This is a genomic window from Streptomyces chilikensis, assembly GCF_001642695.1.
Lineage (GTDB): Bacteria > Actinomycetota > Actinomycetes > Streptomycetales > Streptomycetaceae > Streptomyces > Streptomyces chilikensis.
This window is the reverse complement of the sequence record NZ_LWCC02000005.1, coordinates 1,091,284-1,105,997: the sequence shown is the minus strand read 5'-3', so window position 1 is coordinate 1,105,997 and position 14,714 is coordinate 1,091,284. Positions and strand designations below refer to the sequence as shown.

Annotated in this window: 13 protein-coding genes; 11 read left to right on the top strand and 2 right to left on the bottom strand. The window is 73.0% G+C overall.

Features of this window, described 5'->3' with window-relative positions; genetic code table 11:
- Positions 1-352: 352 nt before the first annotated feature.
- Positions 353-1,057, bottom strand: coding sequence for a bifunctional DNA primase/polymerase (locus A2U95_RS04945; RefSeq protein ID WP_166021000.1), 705 nt, complete (start codon positions 1,055-1,057; stop codon positions 353-355).
- A gap of 586 nt (positions 1,058-1,643) precedes the next feature.
- Here A2U95_RS04945 and nsdA point away from each other — a divergent pair.
- The 5 genes from nsdA (at position 1,644) to ffh (ending at position 9,500) form a co-directional block, all read left to right on the top strand.
- Positions 1,644-3,119, top strand: coding sequence for a transcriptional repressor NsdA (gene nsdA, locus A2U95_RS04940; RefSeq protein WP_166020999.1), 1,476 nt, complete (start codon positions 1,644-1,646; stop codon positions 3,117-3,119).
- Positions 3,120-3,513: 394 nt separating this feature from the next.
- Positions 3,514-4,842, top strand: a complete 1,329-nt coding sequence (locus A2U95_RS04935; RefSeq protein ID WP_166020998.1) for an ammonium transporter — start codon at positions 3,514-3,516, stop codon at positions 4,840-4,842.
- Complete coding sequence (locus A2U95_RS04930; RefSeq protein ID WP_108954190.1) at positions 4,839-5,177, top strand: P-II family nitrogen regulator; 339 nt, start codon at positions 4,839-4,841, stop codon at positions 5,175-5,177. The genes A2U95_RS04935 and A2U95_RS04930 overlap by 4 nt, the downstream gene beginning before the upstream one ends.
- An 82-nt stretch (positions 5,178-5,259) precedes the next feature.
- Positions 5,260-7,722, top strand: coding sequence for a [protein-PII] uridylyltransferase (locus A2U95_RS04925; RefSeq protein WP_166020997.1), 2,463 nt, complete (start codon positions 5,260-5,262; stop codon positions 7,720-7,722).
- Positions 7,723-7,949: 227 nt separating this feature from the next.
- Positions 7,950-9,500 carry a signal recognition particle protein gene (gene ffh, locus A2U95_RS04920; RefSeq protein ID WP_166020996.1) on the top strand — a complete coding sequence of 517 codons (1,551 nt, stop codon included), beginning with the start codon at positions 7,950-7,952 and terminating at the stop codon, positions 9,498-9,500.
- A 132-nt stretch (positions 9,501-9,632) separates the two neighbouring features.
- On the opposite strand, the gene A2U95_RS04915 is transcribed toward ffh, so the two are convergent.
- Positions 9,633-10,475 carry an SAM-dependent methyltransferase gene (locus tag A2U95_RS04915; RefSeq protein WP_166020995.1) on the bottom strand — a complete coding sequence of 281 codons (843 nt, stop codon included), beginning with the start codon at positions 10,473-10,475 and terminating at the stop codon, positions 9,633-9,635.
- Positions 10,476-11,041: 566 nt separating this feature from the next.
- Here A2U95_RS04915 and A2U95_RS04910 point away from each other — a divergent pair.
- The 6 genes from A2U95_RS04910 (at position 11,042) to rplS (ending at position 14,652) form a co-directional block, all read left to right on the top strand.
- Entirely contained in the window at positions 11,042-11,641 is a 600-nt protein-coding gene (locus tag A2U95_RS04910; protein WP_166020994.1) for a hypothetical protein, read from the top strand.
- A gap of 242 nt (positions 11,642-11,883) precedes the next feature.
- Positions 11,884-12,312 (top strand): 30S ribosomal protein S16, encoded by a 429-nt coding sequence (gene rpsP / locus A2U95_RS04905; RefSeq protein ID WP_151775467.1) that lies wholly within the window; start codon positions 11,884-11,886, stop codon positions 12,310-12,312.
- Between the two features lie 2 nt (positions 12,313-12,314).
- Positions 12,315-12,554, top strand: coding sequence for an RNA-binding protein (locus A2U95_RS04900; RefSeq protein WP_030612780.1), 240 nt, complete (start codon positions 12,315-12,317; stop codon positions 12,552-12,554).
- A gap of 157 nt (positions 12,555-12,711) precedes the next feature.
- Positions 12,712-13,332, top strand: a complete 621-nt coding sequence (gene rimM / locus A2U95_RS04895; protein ID WP_166020993.1) for a ribosome maturation factor RimM — start codon at positions 12,712-12,714, stop codon at positions 13,330-13,332.
- The gene (gene trmD / locus A2U95_RS04890; RefSeq protein WP_166020992.1) at positions 13,332-14,165 is read left to right on the top strand and encodes a tRNA (guanosine(37)-N1)-methyltransferase TrmD; all 834 of its coding nucleotides are present in this window, start codon (positions 13,332-13,334) and stop codon (positions 14,163-14,165) included. The genes rimM and trmD overlap by 1 nt, the downstream gene beginning before the upstream one ends.
- Positions 14,166-14,301: 136 nt before the next feature.
- On the top strand, positions 14,302-14,652 hold the full coding sequence (gene rplS / locus A2U95_RS04885; protein ID WP_020128707.1) for a 50S ribosomal protein L19: 351 nt from the start codon (positions 14,302-14,304) through the stop codon (positions 14,650-14,652).
- Positions 14,653-14,714 lie beyond the last annotated feature (62 nt).

Below are 14,714 nucleotides of genomic sequence, written 5' to 3'. Positions count from 1 at the left end.
GCCCACGCCCCGGGCCCTGCCGCCCGTTCGGCCCGCGGGCAACCGGCGCGCGCCCGCCCGCCGGGTTCCGCCCGCCGGCGGCGTTACCGCCGCGTGGCCGCCCCGGCCCCGTCCCGTTCATGGGCAGTCGTGCCGGCGGGGGCGGCCCTGGACGACGTCCTCGGGGAGGTGGGCGCAGGCGTCACGTGCGTACGTGACGGTCCGCTCCGCGGAGACCGAGCCCCGGGAAGGGGGAGGGGACGGCGCTGTCCGCACGGGGCCGGGGCGCGCACGCCGCGGTGCGGTCAGGCGCGTGCGGCGCCGCGCCCCGCGTCGGCGCCGGGCGGCCCGGCCGTCCGCCCGGGGGAGGCGGTCACGGGCTGGGCGAGCGGTGTGCCGCGTAGGCGAGGGTGCCGAGCAGGAGCCGCGCGGCCGGGAGCCCTGCGGCGGATTCCAGCGCCGGGTGCCGCAGCCACCGCACGGGCCCCCGCCCCCCGCGATCCGAAGGCGGCGCGGTCACGTACGCACCCGCGCCCAGGGCCCGCAGCCCGTCGCGGCGACGCCCGGCGGGCCCCACGTCGTCCAGCCCCATCCGGTACAGCAGCTCCGGCAGCTCGGCGGCGGCCCCGGGGGCCACGAAGAACTGGGCGCGGCCCTCGGGCGTGACCGTCACCGGTCCCACCGGCAGCCCCATCCGCTCCAGCCGCACCACGGCCAGCCGGCCGGCCGCCTCCGGGACCTCCAGCACGTCGAACGCCCGCCCGACGGGCAGCATCACGGCGGCCCCGGGGTACTCGGCCCACGCGCGGGTCGCGTCGTCGAGGGTGGCCCCGGCGGGAACCCCGGCCGCGAACTCCAGCGGGTGCGCCCCCGGCTCACCGCATCCGGCCCGCCCGCAGGAACAGTCCCCGCCGCCCGCCGGCACCCGCGCGCCCGGCACCACGTCCCAGCCCCAGAGGCCGGTGAACTCGGCGACCGCGGTGCACTCGGAGGAACGGCCCCGTCGGCGCGCGCCGACGCGCGCCCCGGACCGCGTGCCGGAACGGATCTCCCGCATACCGCCGATCGTGAAGCCCATGCCCCCTCCAACGGGTCCGCCGCGTGGGTGGTTACGTGACGGAAGCGTGTCAGGACGTGTGGTGACGCTGCGTTGCGACTACCCGCCGCATCGTCCCGACTCGCCCGGTTCGCGCCGCGCGTGGATGCGAACGAGGTGGCGCGCGCGGCTCCTCGCGCCCCCTTCGTGCATCGGGCTCCGATCCGGCCTTCCGGACAGGTTTCCGACGTCGTCGGTCAAGTGAATCGCGGGTAACGGCCACGGAGTTCATCCGAAGGGGTGGCGAATGGTGGCGTTTCCCGAACCAGCGTGGCTGGAGCGGTGACCGTGAGGCTACGTTGAGTATGCAAGGCTTGTGGCACATGCCCGCTCGGGCTTGCCGGAAGCACCTTTCGACCGGCGCGTCGGGCGTATTGTCGGTGGAGTCCGGTGACGGAGAGTGACAGTTGCGCTCTTCGGCGAGGCGCGTGGCGGACGGTTTCCCGCAAGGCGGGGGAATCCCGCCGAACCGAGGGACGGTCCGGCGGCATTCTGATAGGGCTGTTTGCAGACATGGCAGGGCCCGCGCGGGGTCCGGCAGGTCTCAGGGATGGATGGGGGCGTTCCAGTGAGCGGCAACGGCGATGGCGGGACGAACGCCGAGAAGCGCCCCAACGAGCTGCTCAACTCGTGGTTCGTGCGCAGCGGCTGGTCCAAGGGCGAACTGGCCCGCCAGGTGAACCGCCGCGCCCGTCAGCTCGGCGCCAACCACGTCTCCACCGACACCTCGCGGGTCCGCCGCTGGCTGGACGGCGAGAACCCGCGCGAACCCATCCCGCGCATCCTCTCCGAGCTGTTCTCCGAGCGCTTCGGCTGCGTCGTCGCCGTGGAGGACCTGGGTCTGCGCGCCGCCCACCAGGCGCCCTCGGTGGCCGGCGTCGACCTGCCCTGGACCGGCCCGCAGACCGTGGCGCTGCTCGGCGAGTTCTCCCGCAGCGACCTGATGCTGGCCCGCCGCGGCTTCCTCGGCACCTCGCTCGGGCTGGCCGCGGGGCCGTCCCTGATCGAGCCGATGCAGCGCTGGCTGGTGCCCTCCCCGGCCTCCCCGGTGGAGCCGCCCCCGTCCTCCTCGGCCTCCGCCCGGCGCGGCGGGCTCTCCGGGCCGGAGCTGGACCAGCTGGCGAGCACCATCGAGATGTTCCGGCAGTGGGACGCCCAGTGCGGCGGCGGCCTGCGGCGCAAGGCGGTCGTCGGCCAGTTGCACGAGGTCACCGACCTGCTCCAGGAGAGCCACCCGGAGCCGACCGCCCGCCGTCTCTTCGGTTTCGCCGCCGAACTCGCCGAGCTCGCCGGATGGATGAGCTACGACGTGGGTCTCCAGCCCACCGCCCAGAAGTACTTCGTGCTCGCGCTGCACGCGGCGAAGGAGGCCGGGGACAAGCCGCTCGGCTCGTACATCCTCTCCTCGATGAGCCGGCAGATGATCCACCTGGGCCGCCCCGACGACGCCCTGGAACTCATCCACCTCGCCCAGTACGGCAGCCGCGACTGCGCGAGCCCCCGCACCCAGGCCATGCTGTATGCGATGGAGGGCCGCGCCTACGCCAACATGGGCCAGCCCGGCAAGTGCAAGCGCGCGGTGCGGATGGCGGAGGACACCTTCGCCGACGCCGCGGACTGGGACGAACCGGATCCGGACTGGATCGGATTCTTCACCGAGGCCGAGCTGCACGGCGAGAACTCGCACTCCTTCCGCGACCTCGCCTACGTGGCGGGCCGCAGCCCCATCTACGCCTCCCTGGCCGAGCCGCTGATGGCGAAGGCCGTCGAACTCTTCTCCAAGGACCCCGACCACCAGCGCTCCTACGCCCTCAACCTGGTCGGCATGGCCACCGTGCACCTGCTGCAGAGCGAGCCGGAGCAGAGCACCGTGATGCTGGGGCAGGCCATGAAGGTGGCCAAGAAGGTCCGCTCCGAGCGGGTCAACACCCGCATCCGCAAGACGGCCGACACGGCGGCGCGCGACTACAGGGAACTCCCGGCCGTCCGCGACATCACCCGGCTGCTGGCGGAGGAGCTCCCCGAGGCCGTCGAAGCGGTCTGACCGGCCCGTACGGCGGCCCGCCCGCCGCCCACCCGGCAGCCGGCACGGCACCAACCGCACATGCTCCGGCCGCGGCCGGCCCTCCCGAACCGCCCGACTCGGCTCCCCCGCCAGGTCATCGGAGGGCCGCCGCGGCCGGCTCCTTCGCCGCCCCTCCCGGCACGCGTTCCCCTGGCCGCCGCGGCCCGAGGACGGCCGGGCGGAGCGGCACGGCCAGTTCATGGACGCGTAACACGCGCGGCTCCTTCGTCACCGGTGCGAAACAACGCGGGGGCATGGCCGAAACGGCACTGCGTCAATCTCATGGCCAACGGCAGGGCGAACGACAGGCCCACCACCTCCCCATCCGCCCAGGTAGCCCGCACGGGCCGCGACCCACGACGAGGAGACGCCGATGGCACCAGCCATCACCTTTGCGGCCGACGAGATTTCGTCGGCCGACACAGGCTTCATGCTCATCTGTTCAGCCCTGGTGATGCTCATGACCCCGGGCCTGGCCTTCTTCTACGGAGGCATGGTCCGGGTCAAGAGCGTCCTGAACATGCTGATGATGTCCTTCGTCAGCCTCGGGATCGTCACCGTCCTGTGGGTGCTGTACGGCTTCTCCCTCGCCTTCGGCACCGACACCGGCAGCCTGATCGGCTGGGACACCGACTACGTCGGCCTCAGCGGCATCGACAAGGCCGAGGTCTGGAGCGGGTACACCATCCCCACCCTGGTCTTCGCCGTCTTCCAGCTGATGTTCGCCGTCCTCACCCCCGCCCTGATCAGCGGCGCACTCGCCGACCGGGTCAAGTTCGCCGCCTGGTCCCTGTTCGTCGTCCTCTGGGTCAGCGTCGTCTACTTCCCGGTCGCCCACTGGGTCTGGGGCACCGGCGGCTGGGCCTTCGAACTCGGCGTGATCGACTTCGCGGGCGGCACCGCCGTCCACATCAACGCGGGCGCCGCGGCGCTCGGCGTCATCCTGGTCATCGGCAAGCGGGTCGGCTTCAAGAAGGACCCGATGCGGCCGCACAGCATGCCGCTGGTCATGCTCGGCGCCGGTCTCCTCTGGTTCGGCTGGTTCGGCTTCAACGCCGGCTCCTGGCTCGGCAACAGCGACGGCGTCGGCGCGCTGATGTTCGTCAACACCCAGGTCGCCACCGGCGCCGCGGTCCTCGCCTGGCTGGTCTACGAGAAGATCCGCCACGGCGCGTGCACCACCCTGGGCGCCGCCTCCGGCGCCGTCGCCGGCCTGGTCGCCATCACCCCGGCGGGCGGTGCGGTCTCCCCGCTCGGCGCGATCGCCATCGGCGTCATCGCCGGTCTGCTCTGCGCCATGGCCGTGGGACTGAAGTACAAGCTGAACTACGACGACTCGCTCGACGTCATCGGCGTCCACCTCGTCGGCGGTATCGTCGGCTCGCTGCTGGTCGGCCTCTTCGCCACCGGCGAGGGCCAGTCCGAGGTGGCCGGCCTCTTCTACGGCGGCGGCCCGGACCAGCTCTGGAAGCAGGCGGCCGGTGTCCTCGGTGTCCTGGCCTACTCCCTGGTCGCCTCCGCCGTTCTCGCCCTGCTGATCCACAAGACCATCGGGATGCGGGTCGACGAGGAGCAGGAGGTCTCCGGCATCGACCAGGCCGAGCACGCCGAGACCGCCTACGACTTCAGCGGCGTCGGCGGAGGCAGCTCCGCCAGGCCCAACGTCCCCGTCCGCGCCGAGAGCAACAAGGTTGACGCATGAAGCTGATCACCGCGGTCGTCAAGCCGCACAAGCTCGACGAGATCAAGGAAGCCCTGCAGGCCTTCGGAGTCCACGGCCTCACCGTCACCGAGGCCAGCGGCTACGGCCGCCAGCGCGGACACACCGAGGTCTACCGGGGCGCCGAGTACACCGTCGACCTGGTCCCCAAGATCCGCATAGAGGTCCTGGTGGACGACGCGGACGCCGACCAGCTCATCGAGGTCGTGGTCAGCGCCGCCCGCACCGGCAAGATCGGTGACGGCAAGGTCTGGGCGGTCCCCGTCGAGACCGCGGTCCGCGTCCGCACCGGTGAGCGCGGACCGGACGCACTGTAGGGAACGCACCGCAAGGAACGCACCGCACAGGACGTACCGCACGGGCCGCCCCGTAGGGCGGGCGGAGGACAGGAGTCGCCGGGTGACGAGCACGGACACACGCGAAGGAACCGAGGACTCGGGACCCGGCGGCTACGCGGCGGCCCGGCTGGGCCTCCTCCAGGAGGAGGCCCGGTCCGGGCCCTCCCGCCGCAGGACCCTCGCCCAGCTCACCGACCGCTGGCTGGCCGGCCTCTTCACCGCCGCCGCGCCCGCCGCCCGCGGCCTGGCCCTGGTCGCCGTCGGCGGCTACGGCCGCGGGGAACTCTCCCCCCGGAGCGACCTCGACCTGCTGCTCCTGCACGACGGCTCCTCCCCGGACACCGTCGCCGCCGTCGCCGACCGCCTCTGGTACCCCGTCTGGGACCTCGGCCTCGCCCTCGACCACTCGGTCCGCACCCCCGCCGAGGCCCGCGGGACCGCCGCCGACGACCTCAAGGTCCAGCTCGGTCTGCTCGACGCCCGCCACCTGGCCGGCGACCTCACCCTCACCACCGGCCTGCGCACCACCGTCCTCGCCGACTGGCGCAACCAGGCCCCCCGGCGCCTGCCCGAACTCCGCGACCTCTGCGCCGACCGCGCCGGACGCGCCGGCGAACTGCGGTTCCTCCTCGAACCCGACCTCAAGGAGGCCCACGGCGGCCTCCGGGACGCCACCGCGCTGCGCGCCGTCGCCGCCTCCTGGCTCGCCGACGCCCCCCGCGAGGGCCTGGACGCCGCCCGGCGCACCCTCCTCGACGTCCGCGACGCCCTCCACCTGAGCACCGGGCGCGCCACCGACCGCCTCTCCCTCCAGGAACAGGACCAGGTCGCCGCCCGCCTCGGACTGCTCGACGCCGACATCCTGCTGCGCCAGGTCTACGAGGCGGCCCGCGTCATCTCCTACGCCGGCGACGTCACCTGGCGCGAGGTCGGCCGGGTGCTGCGGGCCCGCTCGGCCCGGCCCCGGCTGCGCGCCCTGATCGGCGGCGGCCGGCCCGCGCCGGAGCGCACCCCGCTGGCCGAGGGCGTCGTGGAACAGGACGGCGAGGTGGTGCTGGCCCGCACCGCGCGCCCCGACCGCGACCCCGTCCTCCCGCTGCGCGCCGCCGCCGCGGCCGCCGAGGCGGGCCTGCCGCTGTCGCTGCACGCCGTGCGCCGGCTGGCCGCCGACACCGCGCCGATGCCGGTGCCCTGGCCGGCCGAGGCCCGCGAACAACTGGTGACGCTGCTCGGCTCCGGCCCCGCCACCGTCGAGGTGTGGGACGCCCTGGAGGCCGAAGGGCTGATCACCCGGCTGCTGCCCGACTGGGAACGGGTCCGCTGCCGCCCGCAGCGCAACGCCGTCCACGTCTGGACGGTCGACCGTCACCTGACCGAGACGGCGGTCCGCGCCTCCCGGAACATCCGCCGGGTCGGCCGCCCCGACCTGCTGCTGGTCGCCGCGCTGCTGCACGACATCGGCAAGGGCTGGCCGGGCGACCACTCGGTGGCCGGCGAGACCATCGTCAAGGACGTCGCCGCCCGGATCGGCTTCGACCGGCAGGACGTCTCCGTGCTGGCCGCCCTGGTCCGCCACCACCTGCTCCTCGTGGAGACCGCGACCCGGCGCGACCTCGACGACCCGGCCACCATCCAGCTCGTCGCCGACGCCGTCGGCTCGCAGAGCACGCTGGAGCTGCTGCACGCCCTCACCGAGGCCGACGCCCTGGCCACCGGGCCGGCCGCCTGGTCGTCCTGGCGGGCCTCGCTCGTCGCCGGCCTGGTCCGGCGGGTCTCCGCCGTGCTGGCCGGCGACGCGCCCGCCGACCCGCCGGAGACCGCCCCCACCGCGGAACAGGAACGGCTCGCCGTCGAGGCGGTCGTCACCGGAGGGCCGGTGCTGGTGCTGCGGGCCCAGCCCGGGGAGGAGGACGCGGCGGACGGGCCCGCACCGGAACAGCCCGAACCGCTGGGCGTGGAGCTGCGGATCGCGGTGCCCGAGCGGGGCGGGGTGCTGCCCGCGGTGGCCGGTGTGCTCGCCCTGCACCGGCTGACCGTGCGCACCGCGGAGCTGCGTCCGATGGAACTGCCGGACATCACCGCCGCCGGGGCGTCGGTGCTGCTGCTCGACTGGCGGGTGGCCGCGGAGTACGGCTCCCTGCCGCAGGCGGCCCGGCTGCGCGCCGATCTGGTCCGGGCGCTGGACGGCTCCCTGGACATCGCGGCGCGGCTCGCCGAGCGGGACGCCGCCTATCCGAGACGGCGCGCAGGAGTCGCGGCCCCGCCGCGGGTGACGGTCGCGGACGCGGCCTCCCGGCACGCCACGGTGATCGAGGTCCGTGCCCACGACGCGCCGGGACTGCTGCACCGGATCGGCCGCGCGCTGGAGACGGCGGGGGTGCGGGTGCGCAGCGCGCACGTCGGCACGCTGGGGGCCAACGTGGTCGACAGCTTCTACGTCACCGACGCGAAGGGCGCCCCGCTCACCGACGCGGAGGCCGCGACGGTCGCGCGCGACCTGGAGACCACCCTGCGGGAGGGGTGACGCGTTCCTCGAGGCCGCGCGAGGGACGACCCGTTCCTCGAGCCGCCCCCCCGGCCGCCCGGCCGCCCGCGACGGCGCCGGCACGGTGCGCACGGCACGGCGGGCGGAACCCGGTGCGATCGGCGCGGGCGGCGCCGTTCGCGCCGGGCAGGGAACGGCATCGGTCCGGGGCGGATACCCTGGACACCACATTCATCCGCCCCCGACACCGAGGACCGACGAGCGCCGTGTTCGATACCCTCTCCGACCGCCTCAGCGCGACTTTCAAAAACCTCCGCGGGAAAGGCCGGCTCACCGAGGCGGACATCGACGCCACGGCGCGCGAGATCCGTATCGCGCTCCTCGAGGCGGACGTCGCCCTGCCGGTCGTGCGCTCCTTCATCAAGAGCGTCAAGGAGCGGGCCCTCGGCGCCGAGGTCTCGAAGGCCCTGAACCCGGCCCAGCAGGTCATCAAGATCGTCAACGACGAGCTGGTCACCATCCTCGGCGGCGAGACCCGCCGCCTGCGGTTCGCCAAGAACCCGCCGACCGTGATCATGCTCGCCGGTCTCCAGGGCGCAGGCAAGACCACGCTCGCGGGCAAGCTCGGCAAGTGGCTGAAGGACCAGGGTCACTCCCCGCTGCTCGTCGCCGCCGACCTCCAGCGCCCCAACGCCGTGAACCAGCTCAGCGTGGTCGCCGAGCGCGCCGGTGTCGCGGTCTACGCGCCGGAGCCGGGCAACGGCGTCGGCGACCCGGTGAAGGTCGCCAAGGACTCCATCGACTTCGCGCGGACCAAGGTCCACGACATCGTCGTCGTCGACACCGCCGGCCGCCTCGGCATCGACGCCGAGATGATGCAGCAGGCCGCCGACATCCGGGACGCCGTCTCGCCCGACGAGATCCTCTTCGTCGTCGACGCGATGATCGGCCAGGACGCGGTGAACACCGCCGAGGCCTTCCGCGACGGCGTCGGGTTCGACGGCGTGGTGCTCTCCAAGCTCGACGGCGACGCCCGGGGCGGTGCCGCGCTGTCGATCGCCTCGATCACCGGCAAGCCGATCATGTTCGCCTCGAACGGCGAGAAGCTCGAGGACTTCGACGCCTTCCACCCGGACCGGATGGCCTCCCGCATCCTCGACATGGGTGACCTCCTCACCCTGATCGAGCAGGCGGAAAAGACGTTCGACCAGGCCGAGGCCGAGAAGATGGCCTCCAAGCTGGCCTCCAAGAAGGGCCAGGAGTTCACCCTCGACGACTTCCTGTCCCAGATGGAGCAGGTCAGGAAGATGGGGTCGATCTCCAAGCTCCTCGGCATGCTCCCCGGCATGGGCCAGATCAAGGACCAGATCAACAACCTGGACGAGCGCGAGGTCGACCGCACCGCCGCGATCATCAAGTCGATGACCCCGGCCGAGCGCACCGACCCGCTGATCGTCAACGGCTCCCGCCGGGCCCGCATCGCCCGCGGTTCGGGCGTCGAGGTCAGCGCGGTGAAGAACCTGATCGAGCGGTTCCTCGAGGCCCGCAAGATGATGTCCCGGATGGCCCAGGGCGGCGGCATGCCGGGCATGCCGGGGATGCCCGGCATGGGCGGCGGCCCGGGCCGGCAGAAGAAGCAGCAGAAGAAGGCCAAGGGCAAGCAGCGCTCCGGCAACCCGATGAAGCGCAGGCAGCAGGAGCTGGAGGAGGCGCAGCGGCGCGAGGCCGCGGCCCAGGGCGGCAACGCCTTCGGCCTGCCGCAGCAGGGGTCCAAGGACTTCGAGCTCCCCGACGAGTTCAAGAAGTTCATGGGCTGACCGGGCCGACCGGGCCTGCCGGGGCCGACCAGGCCTGCCAGGGCCGGCCAGGGTCTGCCGGCCGGTGCCGAGCCGGGTGCGCCCCCTCACGGGGGCGGCCCGGCTCTCGCGTTCTCCACGGGCGTCCCGGCGTTACCGGGTGCGGGCGACCAGGTAACGGAAGACGTTGGGCATCCAGACCGTGCCGTCGGCGCGCACGTAGGGGTGCAGGGCCTCGCGGAGCTCCTTGTCGACCTGGGTGCGGTCCGTGGCGGCGGCCGCGGCGTCGAAGAGGCCGGTCGACCACAGCCCGCGCACGGCGCTGTCGGTCCCGGCGTAGCCGAAGGGGCAGGAGACCCGGCCGGACCCGTCGGGCACCAGGCCGGCCCGTCGGGCGACGTCCTCCAGGTCGTCCCGGCCGGCCTGCCGCCAGCCCTCCGGGGGCCGGGAGGTGCCGTCCGTCCCCGCCGCGGTCCGCAGCACCGCCGTGGTGGCGCACCGCTCCGGCGGCCCCCACCCGGCCAGCACCACCGCCGCGCCCCGCTCGGCGAGCGGGGCGGCCTCGCGCAGCCGGGCCACCAGGGTCCCGGTGTCACCCGTGCGGCAGCCGACCGGCTCCAGCGCCGTCACCACCGTGTACGCGTCCGTCCGGGCGGGAATCCGTTCCTCCAGCCGGGTCACGCCGCCGCCGCTCCGGCCGTCGGCGCCCGCCGCCAGCCGTTCCCGCGCCAGGCTGAGCCGTTCGGGTGAGTCCGGTTCCACGCCGGTGACGTCGGCGCCCCGCCCCGCCGCCATCAGCAGCGCCAGCCCGGAGCCGCAGCCCAGCCCCAGCAGCCGGGTGCCCCGCCCCACACCCAGCCGCTCGTGGACGGCCTCGTAGAGCGGGACGAGCATGCGCTCCTGGATCTCGGACCAGTCGCGGGCCCGGGTCCGCGGGTCGGCCGCCCAGGTCCGGGCCGCCAGGGGAGGGTGACGTCGTACGAGGGTGGATGTCATGTAGCGCCCCAATCGCCGAAGAGTTGCCGCCTGTCTGTCCGGCCGTCCGTCGGTGGCCGTCGTGCGCGCAGCGCCGGCGCCGTGGTGTGCCCCGGCTTCCCCCCGTATGCCAGATAACTGCGTCGGCGCCGTGCCGTCCAGGGCATGTGGACACCGCAATGCCGGATGCGGGCGTACACGGCGAGATTTCACATACCGGTAACCCGCAGGGCAACCGGAGACGGCCGTCGCGCGTCGTGAAAGGCGGAACATGCGTCGTGAAAGGCGGGACATCCCGGGATGTGACCCCGGCGGCAGGACCCGGCGCTACGGGGTATAACCTCACGATCACGTCGGAAACGCGCCAACCTGCCATGTGCGCGGGGCGTGCGCGGCGCATCGCGCGCCGGTACCGCCGGGTACGTACGTACGACTACATGCCGGCTTGTGACGAGACGCCGGGCTTCTCCGCAGATCAGCGCACCCGTCCTCGTCCGGACGCATCGGACTGAACTGACGGGTACGTGCAAATTATTTGGGATGCCCCGGAATAGGAACACCAAGGGCTCGAGCGTCGTTGTCATTACGTGAGCACGACACCACCTGTTCTCGCCGCCGAGCTGGCGCAGGCATGGGCCGACATTCAACGGCACCATCCCGAGCTGCCTGACTTGGCCGCGCCCGAATCACTGATCGGGGAGTCGTCGTCCGCCTGCGGGCACGAACTCTCCTTCGAGCGACTCCTCCATGAGGCAGTCCATGGGATCGCCGCCGCCCGCGGCATTCGCGACACCTCGCGGGCCGGCCGCTACCACAACCGCAGGTTCCTGGCGATCGCCGAGGAGCTCGGGCTCGACCACCCGGAGGAGCCGCATCCCAGCAGCGGCTTCTCGCTGGTCACGCTCAAGCCCGACGCGAAGCGCCGGTACCGGCCCACGATCGACCGGCTGCAGCGTGCGCTCAAGGCGCACGACGCGGCCGTGGCGTCGGACACGGCCGGCACCTTCCGGGGACCCGCGGCCCGGCACGGGTCGTCGGGGGGAGGTGTGCGGGTCAAGGCCGTCTGCGACTGCGGACGCAACGTGCGCGTCGTGCCGTCCGTCCTGGCGCAGGCGCCGATCGTCTGCGGGGGCTGCGGGAAGCCCTTCAGGATTCCCGAGCCCGAGCCGCTGGCCGCGGTGGGCTGAGCGGCCGGGGCGGCGGAGGTGCCGCGTGGAGCCGGCGCATCGTGGACGCCGGCCCTGCGCGGCCCTCCTGTGCCCCCGTTCGGAGCCATGGCCGGTCATGTGGCACAATGGCCAGCTGTACTCGACAGTCGCACAGGACCCCTCTCTCCTCCGGCTGACGCGTCCATCGGGCACTCGGTGCCGCAACCCCACGCGGCTTCCCGTCGCGCCCCACCACGTCAATTCCAGGAGATTCCACTCCCGTGGCAGTCAAGATCAAGCTGAAGCGTCTGGGCAAGATCCGTTCGCCTCACTACCGCATCGTCGTCGCCGACAGCCGTACCCGCCGTGACGGCCGGGCGATCGAGGAGATCGGCAAGTACCACCCGACGTACAACCCGTCGGTGATGGAGGTCGACGCCGAGCGTGTCGCGTACTGGCTCTCCGTCGGCGCCCAGCCGACCGAGCCGGTCCTCGCCATCCTCAAGAAGACCGGCGACTGGCAGAAGTTCAAGGGCGAGCCCGCCCCCGCGCCGCTGCTGCAGCGCGCCGAGAAGCCGGCGCGTCCGTCCTTCGAGGCGCTCGGCGGTGACGACGAGGGCAAGGGCGAGGCCATCACCCAGAAGAAGAAGGCCGAGAAGAAGGACGAGGCCGCCGCCGAGTCCGCTCCGGCTGAGTCGACCGAGGCCTGAGCATGCTCGAGGAGGCTCTCGAGCACCTCGTGAAGGGCATCGTCGACAACCCTGACGATGTGCAGGTCGCCTCGCGCAACCTGCGTCGCGGTCGCGTGCTCGAGGTCCGGGTCCACCCGGACGACCTCGGCAAGGTGATCGGCCGTAACGGCCGCACCGCACGCGCCCTGCGTACCGTCGTGGGCGCCATCGGCGGCCGCGGCGTCCGCGTCGACCTGGTCGACGTGGACGACGTCCGCTGACACACGCAACACCGGCTCGGGCCGGGGACGGCCTCAGTGCCGTCCCCGGCCCGACGTCGTTCCCGGCCCCGCAGTCCAGGCCTCGCGGTTCCGGTCAAGACAGTCCCGGTCAAGACAGTCCCGGTCACCCGCAGTCCCGATCAGGAGAGCAAGCACAGTGCAGCTGGTAGTCGCACGGATCGGCCGCGCCCACGGCATCAAGGGCGACGTCACCGTCGAGGTACGTACCGACGAGCCGGAGCTGCGGCTCGCGCCCGGCGCCGTCCTGGCCACCGATCCGCCCTCGGCCGGCCCCCTGACCATCGAGGCGGGCCGGGTCCACAGCGGCCGGCTGCTGCTGCGCTTCGAGGGCGTGCGCGACCGCACCGCCGCCGAGGCGCTGCGCAACACCCTCCTGATCGCGGACGTCGACCCGGAGGAGCTGCCCGAGGAGGAGGACGAGTACTACGACCACCAGCTGATGGACCTGGACGTGGTGACCGTCGACGGCGCCGAGGTCGGGCGGATCACCGAGATCTCGCACCTGCCCTCGCAGGACCTCTTCGTCGTCGAGCGTCCGGACGGCAGCGAGGTCTACGTGCCGTTCGTGCAGGAGATCGTCGTGGAGATCGACCTGGAGGAGCAGCGGGCCGTCATCGACCCGCCGCCCGGCCTCATCGACGACCGCGCCGAGATCGCCTCCGCCCGCCGAGCCGCCGAGGAGGCCGCCGAGGAGGGCGCGGGGAACGCCCCGGCGGAGGGCTCCTCCGGTGACGAGCCGAAGCGGGACCAGGACTGATGCGTCTCGACGTCGTCACCATCTTCCCGGAGTACCTGGAGCCGCTGAACGTCTCCCTGGTCGGCAAGGCCCGTGCCCGCGGGCAGCTCCAGGTCGGCGTCCACGACCTGCGGAACTGGACGTACGACCGGCACCACACCGTCGACGACACCCCGTACGGCGGTGGCCCCGGCATGGTCATGAAGACCGAGCCCTGGGGTGACGCGCTGGACGAGGTCCTCGCCGACGGCTACGAAGCGGGGGCGCACGGACCGGTGCTGGTGGTCCCCACCCCCAGCGGGCGCCCGTTCACCCAGGAACTGGCCGTCGAACTCTCCGAGCGGCCCTGGCTGGTCTTCACCCCGGCCCGCTACGAGGGCATCGACCGCCGGGTCGTCGACGAGTACGCCACCCGCATGCCGGTGTACGAGGTGTCCATCGGCGACTACGTGCTGGCCGGCGGCGAGGCCGCCGTGCTGGTGGTCACCGAGGCGGTGGCCCGGCTGCTGCCGGGCGTGCTCGGCAACGCCGAGTCGCACCGCGACGACTCCTTCGCCCCGGGCACCATGGCCAACCTGCTGGAGGGCCCCGTCCACACCAAGCCGCCCGTGTGGCGGGGGCGCGGGATCCCCGAGGTGCTGCTCAGCGGTCACCACGGGAGGATCGCCCGCTGGCGGCGGGACGAGGCGCTGCGCCGCACCACCGCCCACCGGCCCGACCTGATCGGGCGCACCGCGCCCGCGGCCTTCGACAAGAAGGACCGCGAGATGCTCTCCATCCTCGGCTGGGCGCCCGACCCCGAGGGCGAACGGTACGGGCGGTTTTGGCGCCGCGTCGAAGACGTGGAAGAATAGGCGGCTGTTGTGCGTGACCCGGCGCGCGCCCCTGCCACAGGGGGACACGACGCGGCGTCCCGGCCACGGCGACGATCTTCCGATGAAACCCGACTCCCGTTGATGACCTGTGGCATCAGCGAAGAAAGCAGACGAAATGTCTCACCTGCTCGACTCCGTCGACGCCGCGTCGCTGCGCAGCGACGTCCCGGCCTTCCGCCCGGGTGACACCGTCAACGTCCACGTCCGCGTCATCGAGGGCAACCGCTCTCGTGTGCAGCAGTTCAAGGGCGTCGTCATCCGCCGCCAGGGCGCCGGTGTCCGCGAGACCTTCACGGTCCGCAAGGTCTCGTTCTCCGTCGGCGTCGAGCGCACCTTCCCGGTGCACACCCCGATCGTCGAGAAGATCGAGCTGGTCACCCGCGGTGACGTGCGTCGCGCCAAGCTGTACTACCTGCGCGAGCTGCGCGGCAAGGCCGCGAAGATCAAGGAGAAGCGCGACAACTGAGGTCGCGCCGGTGCGCCTGCGGGGGACGGATAGCATCTGCCCCCTATGGACACCGAAGCACA

Excerpts from the sequence above, each read along its gene's own strand:
- trmD (WP_166020992.1), top strand. The coding sequence starts at position 13,332 with ATGCGTCTCGACGTCGTCACCATCTTCCCGGAGTACCTGGAGCCGCTG.
- A2U95_RS04935 (WP_166020998.1), top strand. The coding sequence starts at position 3,514 with ATGGCACCAGCCATCACCTTTGCGGCCGACGAGATTTCGTCGGCCGAC.
- A2U95_RS04930 (WP_108954190.1), top strand. The coding sequence starts at position 4,839 with ATGAAGCTGATCACCGCGGTCGTCAAGCCGCACAAGCTCGACGAGATC.
- A2U95_RS04915 (WP_166020995.1), bottom strand. The coding sequence starts at position 10,475 with ATGACATCCACCCTCGTACGACGTCACCCTCCCCTGGCGGCCCGGACC.
- A2U95_RS04900 (WP_030612780.1), top strand. The coding sequence starts at position 12,315 with ATGCTCGAGGAGGCTCTCGAGCACCTCGTGAAGGGCATCGTCGACAAC.
- A2U95_RS04945 (WP_166021000.1), bottom strand. The coding sequence starts at position 1,057 with ATGGGCTTCACGATCGGCGGTATGCGGGAGATCCGTTCCGGCACGCGG.
- rplS (WP_020128707.1), top strand. The coding sequence starts at position 14,302 with ATGTCTCACCTGCTCGACTCCGTCGACGCCGCGTCGCTGCGCAGCGAC.